This window comes from Nonomuraea sp. NPDC004186 (assembly GCF_053603495.1).
On sequence record NZ_JBSGFQ010000160.1, the window covers coordinates 1 to 22,954 of the forward strand.

Annotated in this window: 15 protein-coding genes; 7 read left to right on the plus strand and 8 right to left on the minus strand. The window is 68.5% G+C overall.

From position 1 onward, the window contains the following. The coding region (locus ACWEPL_RS58940; protein ID WP_452441848.1) for an alkaline phosphatase family protein at positions 1–1,212 on the plus strand (1,212 nt) is incomplete at its 5' end. A 56-nt stretch (positions 1,213–1,268) separates the two neighbouring features. Beyond that, positions 1,269–2,213 carry an aminoglycoside phosphotransferase family protein gene (locus ACWEPL_RS58945; RefSeq protein WP_452441849.1) on the plus strand — a complete coding sequence of 315 codons (945 nt, stop codon included), beginning with the start codon at positions 1,269–1,271 and terminating at the stop codon, positions 2,211–2,213. A gap of 81 nt (positions 2,214–2,294) precedes the next feature. Here ACWEPL_RS58945 and ACWEPL_RS58950 read toward each other — a convergent pair whose 3' ends face one another. From ACWEPL_RS58950 to ACWEPL_RS58960, 3 genes are all read right to left on the minus strand, one after another. Continuing rightward, positions 2,295–4,043 carry a ThuA domain-containing protein gene (locus ACWEPL_RS58950; RefSeq protein WP_452441850.1) on the minus strand — a complete coding sequence of 583 codons (1,749 nt, stop codon included), beginning with the start codon at positions 4,041–4,043 and terminating at the stop codon, positions 2,295–2,297. A gap of 11 nt (positions 4,044–4,054) precedes the next feature. Continuing rightward, complete coding sequence (locus ACWEPL_RS58955; protein ID WP_452441851.1) at positions 4,055–6,874, minus strand: carbohydrate-binding protein; 2,820 nt, start codon at positions 6,872–6,874, stop codon at positions 4,055–4,057. A 72-nt stretch (positions 6,875–6,946) separates the two neighbouring features. Further along, positions 6,947–9,331 (minus strand): RICIN domain-containing protein, encoded by a 2,385-nt coding sequence (locus ACWEPL_RS58960; protein WP_452441852.1) that lies wholly within the window; start codon positions 9,329–9,331, stop codon positions 6,947–6,949. A 337-nt stretch (positions 9,332–9,668) separates the two neighbouring features. Between ACWEPL_RS58960 and ACWEPL_RS58965 the strand changes: the two genes are divergently transcribed. Both ACWEPL_RS58965 and ACWEPL_RS58970 read left to right on the plus strand, forming a co-directional pair. Further along, on the plus strand, positions 9,669–10,406 hold the full coding sequence (locus tag ACWEPL_RS58965; RefSeq protein WP_350743100.1) for a FadR/GntR family transcriptional regulator: 738 nt from the start codon (positions 9,669–9,671) through the stop codon (positions 10,404–10,406). A gap of 286 nt (positions 10,407–10,692) precedes the next feature. Next, positions 10,693–12,195: an arabinofuranosidase catalytic domain-containing protein gene (locus ACWEPL_RS58970; protein WP_452441853.1), complete on the plus strand. Its 1,503-nt coding sequence runs from the start codon at positions 10,693–10,695 to the stop codon at positions 12,193–12,195. A 32-nt stretch (positions 12,196–12,227) separates the two neighbouring features. Here ACWEPL_RS58970 and ACWEPL_RS58975 read toward each other — a convergent pair whose 3' ends face one another. The 4 genes from ACWEPL_RS58975 to ACWEPL_RS58990 are packed head-to-tail and all read right to left on the minus strand — an operon-like array spanning position 12,228 to position 16,488. Further along, positions 12,228–13,415, minus strand: coding sequence for a mandelate racemase/muconate lactonizing enzyme family protein (locus tag ACWEPL_RS58975; protein ID WP_452441854.1), 1,188 nt, complete (start codon positions 13,413–13,415; stop codon positions 12,228–12,230). A 1-nt stretch (position 13,416) separates the two neighbouring features. Then, positions 13,417–14,244 carry a carbohydrate ABC transporter permease gene (locus ACWEPL_RS58980; protein ID WP_363982900.1) on the minus strand — a complete coding sequence of 276 codons (828 nt, stop codon included), beginning with the start codon at positions 14,242–14,244 and terminating at the stop codon, positions 13,417–13,419. Next, a complete protein-coding gene (locus ACWEPL_RS58985) occupies positions 14,244–15,206 on the minus strand; it encodes a carbohydrate ABC transporter permease (RefSeq protein ID WP_452441855.1) in 963 nt (320 codons plus the stop codon). The genes ACWEPL_RS58980 and ACWEPL_RS58985 overlap by 1 nt, the downstream gene beginning before the upstream one ends. 4 nt (positions 15,207–15,210) lie before the next feature. Beyond that, positions 15,211–16,488: an ABC transporter substrate-binding protein gene (locus ACWEPL_RS58990; RefSeq protein ID WP_363982906.1), complete on the minus strand. Its 1,278-nt coding sequence runs from the start codon at positions 16,486–16,488 to the stop codon at positions 15,211–15,213. 191 nt (positions 16,489–16,679) lie between these two features. Here ACWEPL_RS58990 and ACWEPL_RS58995 point away from each other — a divergent pair, with 191 nt between their 5' ends. The 3 genes from ACWEPL_RS58995 (at position 16,680) to ACWEPL_RS59005 (ending at position 22,062) form a co-directional block, all read left to right on the plus strand. After that, a complete protein-coding gene (locus tag ACWEPL_RS58995; RefSeq protein ID WP_452441856.1) occupies positions 16,680–17,369 on the plus strand; it encodes a FadR/GntR family transcriptional regulator in 690 nt (229 codons plus the stop codon). Between the two features lie 343 nt (positions 17,370–17,712). Continuing rightward, entirely contained in the window at positions 17,713–19,068 is a 1,356-nt protein-coding gene (locus ACWEPL_RS59000; protein ID WP_452441857.1) for a lectin, read from the plus strand. A gap of 285 nt (positions 19,069–19,353) precedes the next feature. Continuing rightward, on the plus strand, positions 19,354–22,062 hold the full coding sequence (locus ACWEPL_RS59005) for a glycosyl hydrolase family 95 catalytic domain-containing protein (RefSeq protein WP_452441858.1): 2,709 nt from the start codon (positions 19,354–19,356) through the stop codon (positions 22,060–22,062). Between the two features lie 86 nt (positions 22,063–22,148). Here ACWEPL_RS59005 and ACWEPL_RS59010 read toward each other — a convergent pair. Continuing rightward, on the minus strand, positions 22,149–22,954 hold an 806-nt coding region (locus ACWEPL_RS59010), incomplete at its 5' end, for an endo-1,4-beta-xylanase (RefSeq protein WP_452441859.1).

Consider the following 22,954-nt stretch of genomic DNA (forward strand, 5'->3'; position numbering starts at 1 on the left):
TGCTCGATGCAGGCCACCCTCCTGACCGGCGCGATGCCCCGCGACCACGGCATCGTCGGCAACGGATGGTACTTCCGCGACCTCGGCGAGGTCCTCCTGTGGCGCCAGCACAACGCACTCATCCAGGGCAACCAACTGTGGACCGCCATACCCGGCCTGCGCACCGCCAACGTCTGCTGGTGGTACGCCATGGGCGCGGCCACCGACCTGCTCATCACCCCCCGCCCCATCTACCACGCCGACGGCCGCAAGGACCCCGACTGCTACACCCGCCCACCCTCACTCCACGACGACCTCGAGGCCGCCCTCGGGCCGTTCCCCCTGTTCACCTACTGGGGCCCAACCGCAGGAATCACCTCCTCCGAATGGATCATCGCCGCAGCCCGCCACATCCTGACCCGCGAACACCCCGACCTGCTGCTCATCTACATCCCACACCTCGACTACGACCTCCAACGGCACGGCCCCGCCGGCCCCGAAGCGATCGCGGCGGCCCGCGCCGTCGACGCCGCCCTGGCTCCGCTGCTCGCCGAGGACGCGGAGGTGGTCGTGCTGTCGGAGTACGGCATCACCCCCGCATCCCGCCCGATCGACATCAACCGGGCGCTGCGCACCGCCGGGCTCCTGGAAGTCCACACCCAAGCCGGGATGGAATACCTCGACCCGTGGACATCCCGGGCCTTCGCCGTCGCCGACCACCAGGTAGCCCACGTCTACGTCCGCGACCCCGCCGACCTCGACCGCACCCGCACCGTCATCACCGAACTCGCCGGCGTGGACGAGGTACTCGACCAGGCAGGAAAGGCGAAGTACGGGCTCGACCACGAACGCGCCGGCGAACTCGTCGCCGTCGCCGAACCCGACGCCTGGTTCACCTACTACTACTGGCTCACCGACGACCGCGCCCCCGACTTCGCCAGGCTCGTGGACATCCACCGCAAACCCGGCTACGACCCCGCCGAACTGTTCATGAACCCACGTGACCCATTCGTCAAACTCCGCGCCGCCACCGCACTGGCCAAGAAGAAACTGGGCTTCCGCTACACGATGCCGGTGGTGCCGCTCGACCCGGCACCGGTCCGGGGCAGCCACGGCCGCCTGCCCGACAGCCCCGACGACGGCCCCCTGCTCATCGGCCCCTTCGACCGCGACCGCTACGACGCGACCGAGGTCAAGGAACTCCTGGCCGGACTGGCCCGGCGAAGTCGCTGACCGCGCACCTCGAAAATGCCTGGTAGGCCCGGTACAGCTGCTGGTCTAATGCGCAGATGGAGATCTCGCTGAAAGCCGGGGAGGCCCGCGCCGCCGATCCGTGGCCGGGATACTTCGCCGAGCGCGGACACCCAGGAGCCCGCCGTCTCGGTGCCGGCGTCGAAGGCGTCGTCTACAGGCTGGGCGACGGCCAGGTCGCCAAGGTGTGGACCGGCCGGCCGCCGACCGAACTCACCCGCCAGGTGTACGCGGACATCGCGCGACACCGGCTGCCATTCGCGACCCCGGAGATCCTCCAGGTCCAGGAGCACGAGGGTGTCGTGGTGACGTACGAGCGTGAGCTGCCGGGCGTCCCGATGCGGGGCGACTTTGCGCACAAGCTGCCCGCTCATCACGGGGACGCGCTGCTCACCGTCCTGCGCGGCCTCGCCTCGGTGCCGGGTACCGATGCCATGCGCCGGCTCACCGTCCAGGGCGACGACCGTCCGCTGTGGCAGGGGCACGACCGCTTCCAGGACGCGCTCGCGGCCCTGGTCGTTCGAGCCGCGGCCCGGCACGGCTCCGCGCTGGCTGTGCATGTGCCGGGCTTCAGCGCGGGGGTCGAACGCACGCTGGACGCCCTGCGGTCGCTTCCCGATGCTCCTGTCACGGCGATCCACGGTGACCTCGTGCCGCCCAACATCCACACCGATGCCGCCGGCCGGCCCGTCGCCGTCCTGGACTTCGGCTTCTACACGACCGCGGGCGATCCGGCCTTCGAGGCGGCCGTCACCGCGGCCGTCTGGGACATGTACGGCCCGTACGCCGAGGAGCACACCACGGAACTCATCCGGTTCTTCGCGCGAGAACTCGGCTACGCGCCCGCTGCCCTCCTCGCCTACCAGGCCGTATACGCCCTCACCACCTACGATCTGTTCGGCATGGGCGACGAGGACGGGCACTTCCGGTGGTGTGCCGAACAGCTGCGCCACAACACCGTGTTCGGCACCCAGGAGTCGTGACCACGGCCACTCGTTGATCGCCGCGTCCCTGTGGCTCGCGCGGCCCGATCGGGGGCCGCGCGAGGGTGTGGACGGGTGGCCTCAGACGCGGGTCCAGCGCTGGTTGGTTCCTCCGGTGCAGGTCCAGATGCGCATCTTGGTGCCGTTGGCGGTGCCGTTGACGTCCAGGCACTTGTTCGCCCCCACCGCCGTGATCGTGCCGTCGGCGTTGAGGCGCCACTTCTGGTTGTTCTGCCCGTTGCAGTCCCAGATGATCACCGCGGCACCGTCCGCCGTCCCGGCCCCGCTCACATCCAGGCACTTACCGCCATAAACCCTCAGCTCACCCGCGGCGGTCGACGTCCACTGCTGGTTCGACTGCCCGTTGCAGTCCCAGATCTGCGCCTGCGCGCCGTTGGCCTGCGAGGCTCCGCTGACATCCAGGCACCGACCGGACCCCACACCCTTGAGCGCGCCCGTACCGCCCGGTGTGCTGGTCAGTTCCTTGACGCGGATGTTGCGGAACGACACCACGTCGCCGGACCCGTGGTTCTGGATGCCGACGTAGCCCTGCTGGAGCGAGCGGACCGGATCGGTGTTGGTGAAATCATTGATCTTGGTGCCGTTCAGGAACACCTGCAGCCGCTCACCCTCCACCAGCAGCTCATAGGTGTTCCACTGACCCGGCGGGTTCAGCGCCGCGTCGCGGGCGGCGATGTCGGCGGCCTTGAACCCGTAGATCGCCCCGGTCGTCTTGTCAGAAGTGTCGGTCGCGTCGATCTGCACCTCATACCCGGTGTTGAGCGCCGCGTCGGGGTCGCTGGTGGCCGGGAAACCGACGATCACGCCGGAGTTGGAGTCGCCGGTCATCTTCCAGTCGAGCTTGACGGAGTAGGAGCGGAACTCCTTGGCGTTGTACCACAGCATGCCCATGCCGCCCTGGGAGGTCAGTGTGGCGTCGCTGTTGGCGAACGACCCTGGCCCGGCCTGCGACCAGCCCGTCGTCGAGCCGTTGTACAACGTCGTGTACCCGGTCTCCGGGCGGCAGTCGGCGTTGGTGGCCTTGGCCGCGTACCGGATTCCGCCGAGCAGCAGCGTGCGGAAGTTCGGATCGGCGTACGACTCCTTGGTGTGGCCCAGGCCGGTGTAGAACGCGCGGCCGGAGGACTGGGGGTGGCACCACGTGATCGGGTGATCGCCCATGCCTCCGCCGCTGTAGCTGCCCTCGTCCAGGCTCTGCAGCACCCGGACGTTCGGTCGGGGGTTGGTGCGGTAGTTGTACCACTCGTCGGTACGTGACCAGGTCGCCCCCAGGTGGGCGGTCGCGGCGTGCGCCCGGTCCTCGTTCCGCACGGTGGCCTGCTGGATCGCCGGGTGGTTGTTGAACCAGGCCCCCATCAGCTGCCCGTAGTAGGCCCAGTTGTACTCGGTGTCCGCCGCCGAATGCACTCCCACGTAACCGCCCCCGCCGTCCACGTACGTCTGGAAGGCGGCCTGCTGGTTGTCGTTCAGCACGTCACCGGTGGTGCTGAGGAACACCACCGCCTTGTACTGGGCCAGGTTGGCCGTGCTGAAGGCGTTCGCGTCCTCGGTGGCGTCGACGGCGAAGTCGTTGGCGGCCCCCAGGTCGCGGATGGCCTGGATCCCGTTGGGGATCGAGTCGTGCCGGAACGCGGCCGTCTTGGAGAACACCAGCACCTTGAAGGCGGCGGCCTGGGCGGGGATGGCGGGGATCACCGTCGCGGCGGCGGTGATCGCCACCGCCGTCATTGACAGGCGTCGCAGCACAGATGTCCTCCGGTCGCTCCCCGCGATGCGCCCGAGCGCGGCGGGGGTGAGATGTCGCAGCATGGGGTGTCCTTTCAGACGCGGGTCCAGCGCTGGTTGGTTCCTCCGGAGCAGGTCCAGATGCGCATCTTGGTGCCGTTGGCGGTGCCGTTGACGTCCAGGCACTTGTTCGCCCCCACCGCCATGATCGTGCCGTCGGCGTTGAGGCGCCACTTCTGATTGTTCTGCCCGTTGCAGTCCCAGATGATCACCGAGGCACCGTCCGCCGTCCCGGCCCCGCTCACATCCAGGCACTTACCGCCATAAACCCTCAGCTCACCCGCGGCGGTCGACGTCCACTGCTGGTTCGACTGCCCGTTGCAGTCCCAGATCTGCGCCTGCGCGCCGTTGGCCTGCGAGGCTCCGCTGACATCCAGGCACCGACCGGACCCCACACCCTTGAACGCGCTCGTGCTCCCCGAGGGCGGGGTGCCGGTGTCGAGAGTGAAGGCGTCCACGTCGAACAGGTAGCCCTGTCCGGTCGGGCCGCGGAAGACCAGATAGAGCGTCGTGGTGCCGGCCGGCGCGCCGCTGAGGTTCGCCGAGACGTCGGCGAAGGTGTCCCAGCTGCCGGTGCTCGCCACGTTCACCGTTCCCAGCAGTGTGCCCGTCGCCGAGCCCGCGCGGACCTCGATCCGGCCGCCCGCGCCGGCCGAGGAGACCCGGGCGGTGATCCTCGTCGCGTTGCCCAGGTTGTACGGCTGGAAGGAGATCCAGTCGCCGTCGTCGGTGAAGCCGACCGTCTTGCCGCCTTCCGCGGTGGCGTGGTCGGCCGTCTGGATGCCCTGCTGGGCGCCGAAGTGCTCGGCCTGCCGGTGCCGCGGCTGGAGCGTACGGTCGCTGGTGGAGGTCAGACCGCCCTTGTCGGTGTACGAGGCCACGAAGACGCCGTAGATGTTGGCCGCGGCGTCATGCTCACCGTCCACCGGCACCGAGATGGAGCCCGAGCAGCCGGTCTTGGAGGTGATCTGGTGGCGGTGGCTGTCGTGGCCGAGGAAGTAGGCGACGGTGACCCCGGCGCAGTCGATCGTGCCGTCCTCCGGGTCGGTGACGGTGACCTGGAAGGGCACGGTGTCGCCGAAGGAGAACAGCTGCCCGTCGGCGGGGGTGGTGAGGGTGACCGTCGGCGCGGTGTTGCCGACGTTCACGATCACGTTCGCCGTGCCGGTGAGACCCTGCGGGTCCCGGACCGTGAGCGTCGCCGTGTAGGCGCCGTTCGTGGTGTAGGTCTTGCTCGGATTCGCCGCCGTGGAGGTGGTGCCGTCGCCGAAGTTCCACGAGTACGTCAGCGCGCCGCCCTCCGGGTCGGAGCTGCCCGCCGAGGAGAAGTTCACCGTCAGCGGAGCGGGTCCCGACGTCTTGTCGGCGGACGCCTTGGCGATCGGGTTGCGGTTGGCACTGCCGATGTACTCGATGCGATACAGCGCCTGGTTGTTGTTGCCGTCGCCGTAGTCGAGGACGTACAGGGCCCCGTCAGGCCCGAAGGCCATGTCCATCACCTGCGTCCCCGTCCAGGGGAACGCCGAGATCTCCCCGTAGGCGCCGTCCGCCTTGACCTCGATCGCCTTGATCCAGCGCCGGCCGTACTCACCGGCGAAATACCGCCCGTCGAGCGCCTGGGGGAACTTGACGGCCGAGTTCAGGTTGGGGTCGTAACGGTAGACCGGACCGCCCATCGGCGACTCCGACCCGGAGCCGAACTCCGGCGGGCTTCCGGCGTCCCCCGCGTACCTGATCCACGCCGGCTTCGCCGCAGGCAGCGTGGTCAGGCCGGTGTTACGGAAGGAGTTGTTGGTCGGGCCGCCCGCGCAGTTGTACTTCGGGCCGGTGCTGTTGGTGGCGAAGTTCCATTCGTTGTAGGTCTCGCTGGTGGTGTTCGTGCCCGTGCAGTACGGCCATCCGTAGTTGCCCGGACCGGTGATGCGGTCGAACTCCACCTGCCCGCTCGGCCCTCTGTTGGAGTTGGTCACCCCCGCGTCCGGCCCGTAGTCGCCGAGGTAGACGATGCCGGTCGCCTTGTCCACGCTCATCCGGAACGGGTTGCGGAAGCCCATCGCGTAGATCTCCGGCCGGGTCTTCGCCGTCCCCGGCGGGAACAGGTTGCCGCTGGGAATCGTGTAGGTGCCGTCGGGCTGCGGCTTGATGCGCAGGAGCTTGCCGCGCAGGTCGTTGGTGTTGCCGGCCGAGCGCTGGGCGTCGAACTGCGGGTTGCGGTCGGTCCGCTCGTCCAGCGGGGAGTAGCCGCTGGACTCGAAGGGGTTGCTGTCGTCGCCGGTGGTCAGATAGAGGTTTCCGGCGGCGTCGAAGTCGAGGTCGCCGCCCACGTGACAGCACTGGCCGCGGTCGTTCTGGACCCGCAGGACCACCTTCTCGCTGGCCAGGTCGAGCGTGTCGTCCGCCTTGAGGATGAACCGGGACAGGTGCAGCTCGCCCTTCCACTGGTCGAACTGCGCCTGCGAGCCGTTGGTCGGCGCATCACCGTTCGGCGTGCTCAGCCGCGGCGAGTAGTAGAGCCAGAGGTACCGGTTGGACGCGAAGTCGGGGTCCACCGCCACACCCTGCAGGCCCTCCTCGTCGTGGCTGTAGACGTTGAGCCTGCCGGCCACCTTCGTGTTGCCGCTGACATCGGTGACGCGCACCGTGCCGTCGCGTGCCGTGTGCACCACCGACCGGTTCGGCATCACGGCCAGCGACATCGCCTCACCCAGCTCGGCACCTCCCGACGCGAGCGACACCTGCTGGTAGTCGGCCGCCGGGATGGCGAGGGCGTTCGCCGGGGAGGCGTCGAGCGCGAGTGCTCCGGGAGTGATCAGCGCCATCGTGGTCAGTAAGGTGAGCCACGGACGTCGGGGCATGAGTGTTCCTCCACTATCGAAGCGATTCGAGCAAGGAGGGCACGCTTCCCGCCCTCGAGGGTGGGGGCGTCGTCAGGCGCGGGTCCACTTCTGGTTGGTGGCGCCGGTGCAGGTCCAGATCTGCACCTTGGTGCCGTTGGCGGTGCCGTACCCGGACACGTCCAGGCACTTGTTCGCTCCCACCGCGGTGATGGTGCCGTCGGCGTTGAGTCGCCACTTCTGGTTGTTCTGCCCGTTGCAGTCCCAGATGATCACGGCGGTGCCGTCCGCCGTCCCGGCCCCGTTCACGTCCAGGCACTTGGCGCCGTAGACCCGCAGCTCACCGGAGCTGGTGGAGGTCCACTGCTGGTTCGGCTGCCCGTTGCAGTCCCAGATCTGCGCCTGCGCGCCGTTGGCCTGCGAGGCTCCGCTGATGTCCAGGCACCGCCCCGACCCCGCACCCTTGAACGCACCCGTGCTCCCCGAAGGCTGGCCCTGGGGCCCGGCGGACGCCATCACGGCCTGGGCGCCCGCGGGCCAGGCGCCGTTGGTGACGGTGACGTTGTTGTTCACCACATTGCCGCGGTCGCCGTTGGTCACGTTGGTGCTGCCGTTGGTCGACCAGTTGCCGGTGACGGTGAAGTTCCCCATGTTCTCGCCGCCCCAGTAGTTGGCGGTGGCCCAGGTGCCGGTGTTCGAGAGCACGTTGCCGGTGACGCTGTAGTACTTGGAGCCCTCGTCGAAGTAGATCCCGAACCAGCCGTTGGTCCGCAGGCAGTGGTTGCCGCTGATCACCGCGTTCGGGTTCCACGACAGCGTGTAGATACAGCCCCCGTCGGTCATCTGCTGCATGACGTCATGCACGTAGTTGCCGATGAGCTTGTTGCCTGACGCGGTGGTGGGAGTGGTGTAACGCGGCTGGTAGTTGTACAGGCCGCGGTTGGCGTACTGGTTGCTGCCGCCCGGCTCGTTGGCGCCCCAGCCGTACCCGATCGACATGCCGGTGTACGGCAGGTTGTAGACCTCGTTGTGTGACACGTCGGTGTTGGTGACGTAGGTGGTCAGGACCGAGACGATGCCCCGGTAGTCCAGGCCGAGGTCGTGGATGCGGTTGTTGCTGACGGTGATGTTCCGGTTGACCATCCGCTGGTCACTGGGGTGGTGCGCGTCGGCGCGCACGCCGCCCACCACGATGCCGCCGGCCGAGCTCTGGGCGATCTCGGACCGGGTGACCGTGATGTCGCCGGCGCCCAGGCCGACGCCGCTGGCGTGCGCGTTGGCGTCGTTGCCGATGCCCACGGCCGTCTGGCCGAGGTTGACGAACCGGGAGTCGGTGAAGGTGATGTTGCCGGCCGCGGACACCTGCACGGCTGCCGGCATCTGCTGCCAGTTCGGCCGCGCGGCCTCGAACTGCTGGCACCCCTCCTGGCAGGAGGTCAGCCTGTCGGCGGGCCAGTTCCAGTTGCCCGCGATGTAGGCGCCGGTCTGCTGGTCCGCGTAGCCCTGGTTGCCGCTGGGCCCGAGCCAGGTCGTGCCGGAGAACGTGATCCCGCTGAACGTGATGTGGTGCGCGGGCGCGTCGTAGGTGCCCCCGACGTTCACCAGGGACTGGAGAATCGGGAGCTCGACGCTGACGTTGCTCATGTTCTGCCCGGCAGCCGGGATGTAGTACAGGACGCCGGTGCCGGGGTTGATGTACCACTCCCCCGGCGCGTCCAGGAACTCGTAGGCGTTCTCCAGGTACAGCGGACCCGCCCGGTGCGGCTGCGTGAAGGTGTCGTACCCGAAGGTGTTGTTGTTCCAGCCGGGCTGCTGCATCGTGATGAAGTTCCCGCTGATGCCCTGCACCGTCACGTAGCGGTCCGTGAACGAGCCCACGCTCTCCATCTCGACCCGGTTCTGGTTGGCGAGGTTGTTCAGATAGCTCAGGGCGCTGTTGCCGAACCTCAGACCGGTGGTGGTGGCGGTGAAGTCGGACCGGTTCACGGTCGTGCGCGCCCGCGTGGCGACGGCGCCGTTGACGTACAGCTGCCGGGTGTCGATCCCCGTGCCGACGTCGGCGCGCCAGATGTTCTTCCCCGAATCGGCCACGGTCCATCCGGTGACCGCCTTGGCTCCGCTGATGGCGGGACGGGCGCCCGCCGCGGCCTGCCATTTGACGGTGTAGCCGTTGTTCCCGGAATCGGCGGCGGTCAGCCGGAGCGGCGCGGTCAGCCGGTACACCCCGTCGGCCAGTTCGACGACGATGTCCCCGGACATGGCGCCGTTCAGCGAACGCACCGCCGTCTGCGCCGCGGACAGCGAGCACGGCTGGGTGGAGGTGCAGGCGGTGCCGGTGCCGGTGGGTGACGCGTAGAGGGTCGTGGTGGCCGCGAGGGCCGGGGTGGCGGGGGCGACGAGGGCGAACGCCGCGGCCAGCGCCGCGACGATGCCGATCAGGAACGGTCTCAGCGCCGTGACGGGCGAAGATGACTGCACGGTGGTTCCTTTGGGGGGTACGGGTGTGGCCAGGTCACGCCCTGCTGCTCGGGCAGGTGACGCCCTTCTGAGGGTCTTCGCCTCTAATTACGTTGTGAGTATTGATGTCCGTCAAGACCTTAAGCCCGCTTATTTCACCATTTGCACACCGAGGCTCCGGCCATGGTTAGCCGATTTGCGCCATTTACCAGCATGAATTCCCGCGCCGCGCACACCCGCGCCGATCGGTTTCATATGAACCGTTCAGATGTGTCGTACTCATGACCCCAGCGCCTGAGGCCCTGGGAGGGCGCCCTCATCAGTCATACTTTGCAGGGAACGGCGAGGAGGAAGCACGGTGACCGACACCCCGCGCGAGAGCGGATACCGGCCGGGCTACGAGGTGGCGGCCGAGCAGGTGCTGGAGTTGATCGTCCGGCTCGGCCTGCGTCCGGGTGACCGCATGCCGACCGAGATCGAGCTGGCCCGGCAACTGGGCACCAGCCGCACGGTGGTACGCGAAGCGGTGAAGCTGCTCTCCGCGCTCGGCCGGGTACGCGCCCAGAAGGGCCGCGGCCTGTACGTGGCCGACGACGAGGGGATGTTCGGCACCGGGCGCTGGGCCTCCTTCTTCCTCCCGACCGACCTCGACCACGTCTACATGCTGTTCGAGTTCCGCCGGGTGCAGGAGATGGAGACCAGCAGGCTGGCCGCCCGCCGCGCCACCCCCGCGGAGCTGAGGGCCATCGAGGAGGCGGCCGGCCTGTGCCGCCACGGCTTCGAGACCGGCCAAGAAGACCTGTTCAACCAGGGCGACGACACCTTTCACACCGCCATCGCCACGGCCTCGCACAACATGTTCCTCCAGGTGGCGGTGCGGGAGGCCCGCAGGCTGCAGGCGCAGTCCAACCTCATCGGGCTGAGCGGGTCGGTGGGCGGGCATGCCGCCAAGGCCGTCGAGGAGCACGACGCCATCTACCGGGCCATCCGCGCCGGCGACCCGGAAGCGGCCGCCCAGGCCGCGGCCACGCACATCGACAACACCCTCGACGACTACCGGAGAGAGATCCAGCAGCGCCTCTTCTCATCCCAGTGATCCGGCGGGCCGAACCGGTTCGCCCAGCCGGCAATCCGACGGACGTGATCAGCCGAGCCTGCGGCGGATGAACGTTTCATCGAGCCCCACCACGAGTGCCGCCGGGCGGGGCTTCCGGCAGCCCGCCGGACAGGACGGAGCCTTGACAGGCGGTCAACCCGTCGTATGTGCTTCGCTGTACACCGCTGCCTCCCCTCCTGAGTGAACGCACTATGGTGGCGAATCGATTCGCACCGGCCTCCGAGCGCGGCTGTCTCCGTCTCGCCCTACCCCCAAGGAGTACGACATGCAGCCTTCATCCGTTCCCTTATCGGGCTCCCGGGCGGCCGTCGTCGCAGCCGTGGTGGCGGCGCTGGCGGTCCTCTTGGCCACCGCCCTGACCTGGTCGGCACCGGCCTCCGCAGCGACCACGCCACTGGTCGGCGTGGGGTCGGGGCGGTGCCTGGACGTCAGCGGCGCCTCGCAGACGAACGGCGCGCAGGTGCAGATCTGGGACTGCAACGGCCAGCCCGGCCAGCAGTGGACGTCGACCGCCGCGGGTGAGCTGCGGGTGTACGGCACCAAGTGCCTGGACGCCTACGGCGCCGGCACCGCCGACGGCACCAGCGTGATCATCTGGGACTGCAACGGGCAGAACAACCAGAAATGGCGCCTCAACGCCGACGGCACCATCACCGCGGTCGGCGCGAACAAGTGCCTGGACGTCTCCGGGTACGGCACCGCCAACGGCACCAAGGTGCACATCTGGACCTGCCATGGCGGCACCAACCAGAAATGGACCACCGGAGCCGAGCCCACCCCGACGCCGACCCCGCCGCCGCCCGGCGCGCGCCCGTGCGACATCTACGCCTCCGGCGGCACGCCGTGCGTGGCCGCGCACAGCACGACACGGGCGCTCTACGGCTCGTACAACGGCAACCTCTACCAGGTCAGGCGCTCCTCCGACAACACGACGAGGAACATCGCCGTGCTGACCGCGGGCGGTGTCGCCGACGCCGCGGCCCAGGACTCGTTCTGCACCGGCACCACGTGCGTCATGACCGTCGTGTACGACCAGTCCGGGCGGGGCAACGACCTGTGGTACCAGGGATCCAGCGTGGTCCCCGGCTCCCCTCAGAGCAGGCCCGCGATCGCCACCACCGAGTCGCTCACCGTCGGCGGCGGCAAGGCGTACTCGCTCTACATCAACCCCGGCAACAGCTACTGGCGGGACGGCCACCTGACCGGCGTGCCCACCGGCAGCGCACCCGAGGGCATGTACATGGTCACCAGCGGCACCCACGTCAACGGCGGCTGCTGCTTCGACTACGGCAACAGCGAGACGACCAGGAAGGCCGACGCCGCCGGCGCCATGGACGCCATCAACTTCAGCACCCAGTGCTGGTTCGGCGGCTGCCAGGGAACCGGCCCCTGGGTCCAGGCCGACCTCGAATGGGGGCTCTACCCCGGCGGCAGCCAGTCCTGGAACCCCAACCAGCGGGCCTTCCCCCACAAGTTCGTCACCGCCACGCTGAAGAACAACGGCACCAGCCGGTTCGCCATCAAGGGCAGCAACGCGCAGTCCGGCAGCCTGTACACCCTGTACGACGGATCGCTCCCCAACGGCTACAGCCCGATGAAGAAGCAGGGGGCCATCATCTTGGGCAGCGGCGGCGACTGCTGCAAGCCTGATGGCGGCGCCAACCTCAGCGCCGGAACCTTCTACGAAGGAGCCATGGTCGCCGGCTATCCCACCGACGCCACGGAGAACGCGGTCCAGGCCAACATCATCACCGCCGGCTACCGCTGACCCGGTCCCTCGGCAAACCGAACGCCGGCCACCTACTCCGCCCAATGAGGGGAGGCGGTGGCCGGATGGAAGTCGCCGTTGACCGCCAGCAGCCGTCGTCCGGCGGGTTCCGGGCGGATGTTGGGGCCCTCGGCGGCCCTGGCGTTCGGCTTGCGGGTGCACGCGTTTATCGCGTGCTCGTCGATCGTGATGCCCAGACCGGGCGAGTCTCCGAGGATGAACGCGCCGTCCTCGACGTACAGGTCGAGCGACAGTCCGAGTGGCGGGTGCAGGTCCTGCAACTCGCTGGCCAGGTGGTTCGGCACCGACGTCGCGGCGTGCAGCAGCGCGACCGGCGTGGTCCCGATCGGGCTGACCGGCAGCTCATGGGCGTGCGCCAGAGCGGACACCCGGAGGAAGTGGGACACCCCCCAGACCGCGGCCGTCTGGACGATGTCGACGGCCCCCGCGGCGAGCAGCGGACGGAACTGCTCGAGCCCGGTGAGGTTCTCCCCCGTGGCGACGGAGGCGCGGATCCCGCGGCCGACCACGGCCAGGCCTTCGGCGTCCCACCGCCGGACCGGCTCTTCGATCCACGTGAGGTCCAGGGTGCGTTCGAGCTCGCAGACGTGCCGGACCGCCTGCTTGCGGGTCCAGGCCTCGTTCACGTCGAGCATCAGGCCCGGCCGCGATCCGTGCCCGGCCTCGGTCAGGACGTCCCGTACCAGCGTCAGGCGGTGCCGGTCGCGTTCGATGTCGAGGCCGCCCTTGATCTTGGCCGCGCGCAGACCGTGCTCGGCGTAGAGCTGGTAAGCCGAGACGAGTTCGTCGTCGGTCAGGCCGATGTCGAGGCCTGAGGCGTAGGCGGGCACCCGCCGGTCGCGTCCGCCCAGCAACCGCCAGAGCGGTTCACCGGCCAACTGTGCCTTGATGTCCCACAGAGCGGTGTCGAGCGCGCCGATCGTGCCGAACACGGCGCCGGCGTGGCCCGCCTTGAAGGTCTGCCGCAGCATGCGGTCGTAGAGCGCCGTCACGCCGCGCGGATCCTCGCCCTCGATCGCGGCGAAGACGGCCTCGATCTCCACGTGCGGCCCGAGGCCGATACCGGTGATCCCCTCGTCGGTGTCCACCATGACGAGCGGCACCGATACCACTCCATCGGCGAAGACGCCGTTGGCGTCACCGACGGGACGGCCCCATTCCTGGACCGTCGTCGTGGTCCGATACCCCGTGATCCGCATGTCAGCCCTTCGTGGAACCGGCGGTGACGCCGTCGGCGATCTGGCGCTGGAGGAACAGATAGATCATCAGCACGGGTACCGCCGCGATCAGGACCCCCGAGGCGAAGGTGGGGATGTCGTCGGAATACTGTCCGCGCAGCGCGTTGACCCCGATCATGAGGGTGCGATGCTCGGGCGACGGCATCATGAGCAGGGAGATGAGCACGTCGTTCCAGCAGAACAAGGCGTCGAGAATGCCGACAGACAGCAGCGCCGGAACGCCCAGCGGGAGCATGATCCGCCGGTACACGCCGTACACCGTGTTCCCGTCGATCCTGGCCGCGTCGACGATCTCCGCCGGAATGGTCCTGTAGTGGCTCGTCATCAGGAAGACGGTGAACGGGAGGAACTGCGCGACGTAGGCCAGGATCAGTCCCGGATAGGTGTCGATGAGCCCGCTGTCGGCCATGACCCTGGTGAGCGGCACCATGATCACCTGGAACGGGACGAACAGCCCCGCGAGACAGCCCAGGAAGATCACCGAAGAACCGCGAAACCGCAGCTGACTCAGCGCGAAGCCCGCCATCGACCCGAACAGCAGCAGCAGGGCCACGGCGAATGCCACGACGACGAACGAGTTGACGAAGAACCGCGCCATTCCGGCGCCGGCCCACGCCTCGGCGAGGTTGTCCCAGCGCAGGGAACCCGCCGGGGAGAACCGGTCGAGGACGTAGTCGCGGCGGGTCTTCATCGCGACGTTGGCGGTGAACACGAGAGGATAGATCGTCGCCAGCGCGAGGACGGCCATGGGGACAGCGGCCACCCACCTGGCCAGACGTCTGCCGGGCATCAGTCCTGCCTCCCCGTGCGGCGGAGCAGAGTGATCTGCAGGAGCCCCACCACGAGCATGACGACGAAGAGAACCGTCGAGGCGGCCGAGGCGAGCGCAGGCCGGTTCATCTGTCCCTGCTGGTGCCAGATGTAGAACTCCGGCAGGTAGGTCGATCCCTCCGGGCCTCCGCTGGTCATGACGAAGAGCAGGCCGAACATGGATGTCAGCATCCCGATCATCGTGGTCACGAAGACGAACTGAATGGTGCGCGTCAGGCTCGGGATGATCACGTGCCAGATGATCTGGCGGAGCGACGCGCCGTCCACGCGGGCGGCGTCCAGCAGCGAGGCGTCCAGGGTGCTGAATCCGGCGAGGAACACCACCAGGGCCATCCCGAACGTCGCCCATACGTGCACGCCGACAACCGTGAACATGGCGATGCCCGGATCGCCGAGCCAGTCGACCGGGCCGACGCCGACCCCTCCGAGGACGGCGTTCAACGGGCCGTCGAACCCGAGCATGAGGTTGAAGATCGCACCGACGATCACCGGCGAGAGCACGGCCGGGAAGAAATAGACGCTGCGGTAGACCCGGTGACCCGGCACGCGCAGATAGATGAAGGTCGCGAGCAGCCCCGGAATCGCCACCGCCACGGGAAGCAGCAGCACCAGCAGCCCGACGTTACGCAGCGAGGTGCGGAACAACGGGTCGCCGGCCAGCTCCAGGTAGTTGCCCAGGCCGACCGGCGTTCCGTTGAGCTCGCCGTCACCCGTGAAGGAGAAGTTGACCCCCAGGACCAGCGGCCACAGGCGCAGCACCACGATGATCAGTACGGCCGGGGCCACCAGGACGTAGGGCGCGAGGCGCTCCGCGCGCCCCCTACGGGTGTCCCGGCGGCGTCCCCGGTGCTTGACGGTCCCTCCGCCGGCCGGCACGGAGCCGGCCGGGCGGACCAACGGGGACGGACTTCCGATCGGCACGCGGTCAGCCCGCCCGGTCGGAGGCGGCCAGCTGCTCCACAGCCTTGTCCACGGTGGTCGAACCACTCAGGAGCTGCTGCGACAGTCTTCCCATCAGGTCCAGGGTCTTGGAGGACAGCGCCACGTGCAGGGCGGGCTTGCCGGTCTTGATCTCGGACGCGATCGTGGCGACGGCCGGGCCGGCCTGCGAGAAGTCGATCGTCGTGTCGGACGCGATCGCGCCGGCCTTCGAGTAGAACGCCGTCAAGGCGTCGGTCGAGGTCAGGGATCGCACCAGATCGGCGGCCAGCGCGGGGTCCTTCGTCCACTTGGCGACCGCGTAGCCGATGCCGCCGTCGTACGGAAGACTCGGAGTGGCTCCGCCGGTGACGACGGGGGCCCGCATGACGCCGATCTTGTCGGGCGGCAGGAACTCGCCGAAGTCCTTCCAGTGCCCGATGTCCGACATCAGGCCGATGATGTGCGCGGCCTTACCGGTCTCGAAGACTCTGAAGATGTCGGTGAACATCGCGGTGGAGTTGGCGCCGTCGTTGTTCAGCCCCTTGTCGCCGGCGTCCTTCCACAGCTCGAAGATCCGCCTCACGTGAGGAGAGGTCCAGTCGCGCTTCCCGGCGATCCAGTCGTCGTACTCCTGAGGCGTCAGGACGCCGGATCCGAGGCCCGACAGGAAGAACTGGATTCCGGCGCCTTCCTTGTTGCCGAGCGCGAAGCAGGTGGCCCCGGTCGCCTTCTTGATGGCGGCGCAGCCGCTGACGAACTCGTTCCAGGTCTTGGGCGGGTTCGCCGGGTCGAGGCCGGCCTTCTCGTAGAGCGTCTTGTTGTAGTAGATCGGGTGCCCCTGCAGGGTCACCGGTGCGGCGTAGGTCTTGCCGTCCTTGCTGAACGCGTCCCAGCCCGCCAGCCGGCTCTTGTCCTCGGCCACGTACTGGTCCAGCGGAAGGAGCGCGGTGACCCGGTCGCGGATCTGCCCTCCCCCGTTGAAGAGCATGACGTCGGGCCCCTTGCTGGACTGGATGGCCGTGCCGAGCAGGGTGTAGTACTGGTCGAACGGCTGGGAGACGAACTCGACGGTGACTCCCGGATGCCGCTTGGCGAAGTCGGCCTTGGCCTTCTCGATGTAGGCGGCGGCGGCCGGTTCACCGGACTTCCAGTCCCAGACCACGATCTTCTGCTGCTTCTGCGTCGAGTTTCCGGAGGGTGACTGGGTCCTGGCCGCGCTCCCGCAACCGGCCAGGACCAGCGCGGCGGCCATCAAGGCCGACCACAATGCTCGCTGCTTCATTGCTGCCCGCTTTCCGAGGACCGCTGGACCAGGCGCAAACATAATTCGTATGACGTATAACGTCAATAGGGCTCACGTATACTGACGCGGTGGCGCGCCAGGAGGGGTCTATGACGACATCGCAGGAAACGCCTGGCAGCGTCCCGACGCCACCGGCCTGGGTGCGACGTCCTGCCAGTCTCGCCAGAGCGGTGACAGCCGAGCTGGTGGAGCGCATCGTTCGCGGGGTGCACCCGCCGGGGACATCGCTGCCCCCCGAACCCGCGCTGTGCGAGGCCTTCTCCGTGAGCCGCACCGTCGTCCGGGAAGCGGTGAAACTCCTGCAGGAGAAGGGACTGGTGCGGGTCCGTCAGGGCTCCGGCACCATGGTGACCCCGCCGACGATGTGGGACATGCTCGACGAGCTCGTCCTCGCCGCGACCATCGCCGAGGAAGAGAGCCTGGCGATCCTCGACGACCTCGTCGTCACACGGCGGGTGCTGGAGTCCGACATGGCCAACGTCGCCGCCCGCCTGGCCGGGCCGGACACCGTGGAGCAGCTGCGGGCATTGGTGGATCGGATGGACGAGCTCGTGGACGACCCGGTCACGTACGCCGAAAGCGACCGCGCCTTCCACGACACGATCATGCAGGCGTCGGAAAACCGCATCGCCCGGGGCGTCGTACGGGCGCTGGAAAGCCAGGTCATCAACACCGCCCGATACCTGGGCCGGACCGAGCGGGCACTCTGCGTGGCGTCGAACCTCGGCCACCGCCGCATCTACGAACGCATCGCCGCCCACGATCCCGGGGGCGCCGCCGAGGCGATGTTCAATCACATCACCGAGGCCTGGATCGTCCGCCGCAGCGGACCGGCCGACCCCGTGCGGCTGCGGCGTTAGCACCCGTTCACGTCCTCGGAACCGATTCGATCGAGGGCCGTGAAAGTTTCATCGCGGCACGTCAGTGGCGGCCACGGCCGCTTCTCCTGGTCAGACGCCGGAGCGACGGGTCGCCTCAGGCACAGGCCCCCAACGTCGAGAAGGCCGAGCCTTGACAGGTCTTGTCACGGTCATATTTGCTCCGCTGCACCATCGCCTCCAGCCGCCAGGAAGAAAGGAGATCCCATTACTGCGGCGTTGAGTGAGCGCTAACACTTCCAACGCCCGCACCTCCGGAAAAGGTGGTGGAAGTGGCTTCCCTTTTACGTTTCTCACCCCCAAGAACGGCAAAGGAATTCGCGTGATGTCGAGGCTCAGGTACCTCTTCACCGCTATCGCGTCCGCTGTACTGCTCATCGTCCTGGCCACGGTGCATACGGCGCTGGGCGACAGCGCGCCCCCGTCTCTCGCACAACGGAGCGCCCTCGCGGGCACCGCGGGATGCGGCAAGACCCCGACGCTGAGAAGCGGTACGCAGTCGATTACCACCAGCGGGAAAAATCGCAGCTACATTCTGAGAATTCCGGACAACTACAACAACAATAACCCCTACCGGTTGATCTTCGGATTCCACTGGAATGGCGGAACCGCCAACGATGTCGACGGGGGCGGAACCAGCGGCTACCCCTGGTCCTACTACGGGCTCAGGGCGTTGTCGAACAACACCGCCATCTTCGTCGCGCCTCAGGGCTTCAACAACGGCTGGGCCAACTCGGGCGGTGAGGACGTCACCTTCGTCGACGACATGATCCGGCGGATCGAGGCGGACCTCTGTGTGGACACCTCCCAGCGCTTCGCCATGGGCTTCAGCTACGGCGGCGGCATGAGCTACGCGCTCGCGTGCGTCCGGGCGACGGTCTTCCGCGCGGTGGCGGTCTACTCCGGCGGGCAGCTCAGCGGGTGCAGCGGCGGCAACGAGCCCATCGCGTACATCGGGCTGCACGGCCTCAGGGATCCGGTGCTCAACATCTCCGCGGGCCGGTCGCTGCGTGACAGGTTCGTCAGGAACAACGGCTGCACCCCCCAGAACCCGCCGGAGCCGGCGCAGGGCAGCCTGACGCACGTCGTCACCACCTACTCGGGGTGCCGGGCGGGGTATCCGGTCGCGTGGGCGGCGTTCGACGCCGGCCACACCCCCGGTCCCGTGGACGGGAAGCCCGGCGACTTCGAGCCCGGCGAGAAGTCCTGGACCAGGCCAGTGGTGTGGAACTTCTTCACGCAGTTCGGAGGCGGCGACCCGAACCCGACACCGACCCCCACGGTTGATCCGCCGGCGGCGGGCGCGCTCAAGGGCGCGGGGTCGGGGCGGTGCCTGGACGTCAGCGGAGCCTCGCAGGCCAACGGCGCGCAGACGCAGATCTGGGACTGCAACGGCCAGGCCAACCAGCAGTGGGCCTCCACCAGCTCCGGTGAGCTGCGGGTCTACGGCGGCAAGTGCCTGGACGTGAACGGGGCCGGGACGGCGGACGGCACCGCCGTGATCATCTGGGACTGCAACGGCCAGAACAACCAGAAGTGGCGCCTCAACGCCGACGGCACCATCACCGCGGTGGGAGCGAACAAGTGCCTGGACGTGTCCGGGTACGGCACCGCCAACGGCACCAAGGTGCAGATCTGGACCTGCACCGGCGCCACCAACCAGAAGTGGACCCGCGCCTGACAGCCCGTGACAGCTGACCATGCGCCATCGCCGGGACGACTCATCGCCCCGGCGATGGCCATGGGCACGCCCGGTGCGAGGCTCGTGCTCGTACCCGACGGAGGCCGACCGCCCGCGAAACCCCCAAGGGCTTGGAGAACCGAAATGGCTGATTTATCGCGAAGACAAGTGCTGAGATTCGGCGCGGTTGGAGCCGGAGGCGCGCTGTTGCCCATACCATGGACGGCCGCGGCTCGGGCCGCGTCGGTGGCGCCTGCGGAGGTGAGAGCCGCGAACGATCTGGCCTTGTGGTACGACGAAAGCGCCGGCACGGAGTGGCTGCGTGCGCTTCCGATCGGAAACGGCCGCCTGGGCGCCATGGTGTTCGGCAACGTCGACACCGAGCGGCTGCAGCTCAACGAGGACACCATCTGGGCCGGCGGCCCGTACGACCAGAGCAACACGAAGGGCGCGGCGGCGCTGGGGCAGATCCGGCAGCTGGTCTTCCAGAACCAGTGGAGCCAGGCCCAGACCCTGGTCGACCAGAACATGCTGGGCAACCCTTCGGCTCAGCTGGCCTACCAGCCCGTGGGCGATCTGCGACTGACCTTCGGCAGCGCCACCGGGGTTTCGGAGTACAACCGTTCCCTGGACCTGACCACGGCCACCACGACGGTGACGTACCTGCAGAACGGCGTACGGTACCGGCGCGAGGTGCTCGCGAGCGCGCCGGATCAGGTGATCGCCGTCCGCCTGACCGCCGACAAGCCCGGCTCGATCACGTTCTCCGCGACGTTCGGCAGCCCGCAGCGGACGACGCGGTCCAGCCCGGACGGCACGACGGTGGCGCTCGACGGCATCTCCGGCGACCAGAGGGGCCTGGCCGGCAAGGTCAAGTTCCTGGCGCTGGCCCGGGCCGTCGCCGAAGGCGGCAGTGTCAGCAGCTCCGGCGGCACCCTGCAGGTAAGGTCCGCCAACAGCGTGACGGTGCTGATCTCCATCGGCTCCGGCTACGTGAACTACAAGGACGTCAGCGGCGACTACCAGGGCATCGCCCGGCGCCATCTCGACGCCGCCGCCGGCCGGACCTACGACGACCTGCGTGGCCGGCACACCGCCGATTACCAGCGGCTGTTCGGGCGCACGACGCTCGACCTCGGCCGCACCTCGGCGGCCGACCAGCCGACCGACGTGCGGATCGCGCAGCACGCGAGCGGCAACGACCCGCAGTTCTCGGCGCTGCTGTTCCAGTACGGCCGCTACCTGCTGATCTCCTCCTCGCGGCCGGGCACCCAGCCCGCCAACCTGCAGGGCATCTGGAACGACTCGCTGACCCCGTCCTGGGACTCGAAGTACACCCTCAACGCCAACCTGCCCATGAACTACTGGCCGGCCGACACGACCAACCTGTCGGAGTGCTACGAGCCGGTGTTCAGGATGATCAACGACCTCACGGTCAGCGGCGCCCGCACGGCCCGGGTGCAGTACAACGCCGGCGGCTGGGTGACCCACCACAACACCGACGGGTGGCGGGGCAGCTCGGTCGTCGACGGCGCGACCTGGGGCATGTGGCAGACCGGCGGCGCATGGCTGGCCACCATGATCTGGGACCACTACCTCTTCACCGGCGACCTCGACTTCCTCCGGCAGTACTACCCGGCCATGAAGGGGGCCGCGCAGTTCTTCCTGGAGACCCTCGTGGAAGAACCGAGCCTCAAATATCTGGTCACGAACCCGTCGAACTCCCCGGAACTGACCCACCACGCGGGCGTCAGCGTCTGCGCCGGACCGACGATGGACAACCAGATCCTGCGGGACCTGTTCAACGGCTGCGCCAAGGCGAGCGAGCTCCTGGGCACGGACGCGAGCTTCCGGACGCAGGTCCTCGCCGCCCGGGACCGGCTCCCGCCGATGAAGACCGGCTCACGCGGCAACATCCAGGAATGGCTGTACGACTGGGTCGAGACCGAGCAGAACCACCGGCACATCTCCCACCTCTACGGCCTGCACCCCAGCAACCAGATCACCAAGCGCGGCACCCCCGCGCTGTACACCGCCGCGCGGCGGACCCTCGAACTGCGCGGTGACGACGGCACGGGCTGGTCGCTGGCATGGAAGATCAACTACTGGGCGCGGATGGAGGAGGGCACGCGGGCGCACGACCTGATCCGCGCCCTCGTGACGACGGCCCGGCTCGCGCCCAACATGTTCGACCTGCACCCGCCGTTCCAGATCGACGGCAACTTCGGCGCGACGTCCGGCATCGCCGAGATGCTGCTGCAGAGCCACAACGGCGAGCTTCACGTCCTGCCGGCGCTCCCGGCGGCCTGGCCGAGCGGGAAGGCGCAGGGTCTTCGAGGACGCGGCGGCTATACCGTGGACGCGACGTGGAGCTCCGGCGGGGCCACCGAGATCCTCGTCAGGTTCGACCGTGACGGGACGGTCAACGTGCGCAGCCGGATCTTCGCCGGGACCTACCAGGTGGTCGACACCACGACCGGCGACACCGTCAGCGTCGCCAAACCCGAGAACGACGTCATCGGGCTGACCGGCCAGGCCGGTCGTACGTACCGCATGACCGGGTCCGGCGGCCCCCCGCCGGCGACCTACGTGCGGATCACCAACGCGACCACCGGCCTGGCGCTGGACAGCGGCGGGAACGTCGCCTCCGGGGCGAACCTCAAGCAGTGGAACTGGGACGGCAGCACCAACCTGCAGTGGCAGCTCGTGGACCTGGGCGGCGGGTGGTACCGCATCGTCAACCGTACCAACGGCATGGTCGCCGACAGCTGGGGCAACACCGCCAACGGAGCCAACGCCAGGCAGGCGGCGTGGGGCGGCGGCAACAACCAGCAGTGGCGTCTCAACAGCACGGGCAACGGCCGCTACCAGATCATCAACCGCGGCACCGGCACGGCCCTCGACGGCATGGGCAACAGCACAGCCGGCTCCACCGTCGCCATGTGGACGCCGAACAACAGCACCAACAACCAATGGACCATCACGGGCGTGTGAACCCGACGACGCTCGCAGACCCTCGCACGCGCTTCGCCGCAACCGGCCACCGGTTGCGGCGAAGTCATGGGCCTACCGACGCGGCTTCAGGAACGGCTCCAGGCCCACTTCTGGTTGCCGCCGCCTGAGCAGTCGTACAGCTGGATCTGGGTGCCGTTGGCGGTGCCTGTGCCAACGGCGTCCAAGCAGCGTCCCGACTGCACGCCGACGATGCTCCCGTCGGAGTTGACGCGCCACTTCTGGTTGTCGCCACCCCAGCAGCCGTAGATCTGCACCTTCGTGCCGTTCCCGGTGCCGGCGGCGTCCAGGCACTTGTTGCCGTACACCTTGATCTCACCCGCGGAGGTCGAGCTCCACTGCTGGTTGGACTGGCCGTTGCAGTCCCACAACTGCACCTGGGTGCCATCCGTGGTGCTGGCGTTGGGCACGTCCAGGCAGCGACCGGAGGCCACCCCCTTGATCTGGCCGTTGTCGCCGGGCGGCGTCGGGGTCACCGTGGGCGTGGGGCCGGGGTTGGCGGCGTTCAGGGCGTTGAGGACCGCGTCGTAGGCGGGCTTCTTGTTGCCGCCGTTGAACAGCAGCGGGCTGGCGTTGGCGCCGAGCCAGGAGTCCTGGTCGCGCACCCCCCACACCGTGATGCCGGCGCAGCGGGCCACCGCCAGGCAGTCGTTGGTCACGGCGGCGTAGGTCTGCGCGGAGCCGCCCTGGATGTCCAGCTCGGTGATCTGCACGTCCACCCCGAGGGCGGCGAAGCTGGAGATGGTGGTGCGGTAGTTGCTGTTGTACGGGCTGTTGCCGTTGAAGTGCGACTGCAGGCCGACGCAGTCGATCGGCACGCCGCGCTGCTTGAAGTCGCGGACCATGTTGTAGACGCCCTGGGTCTTGGCCCAGG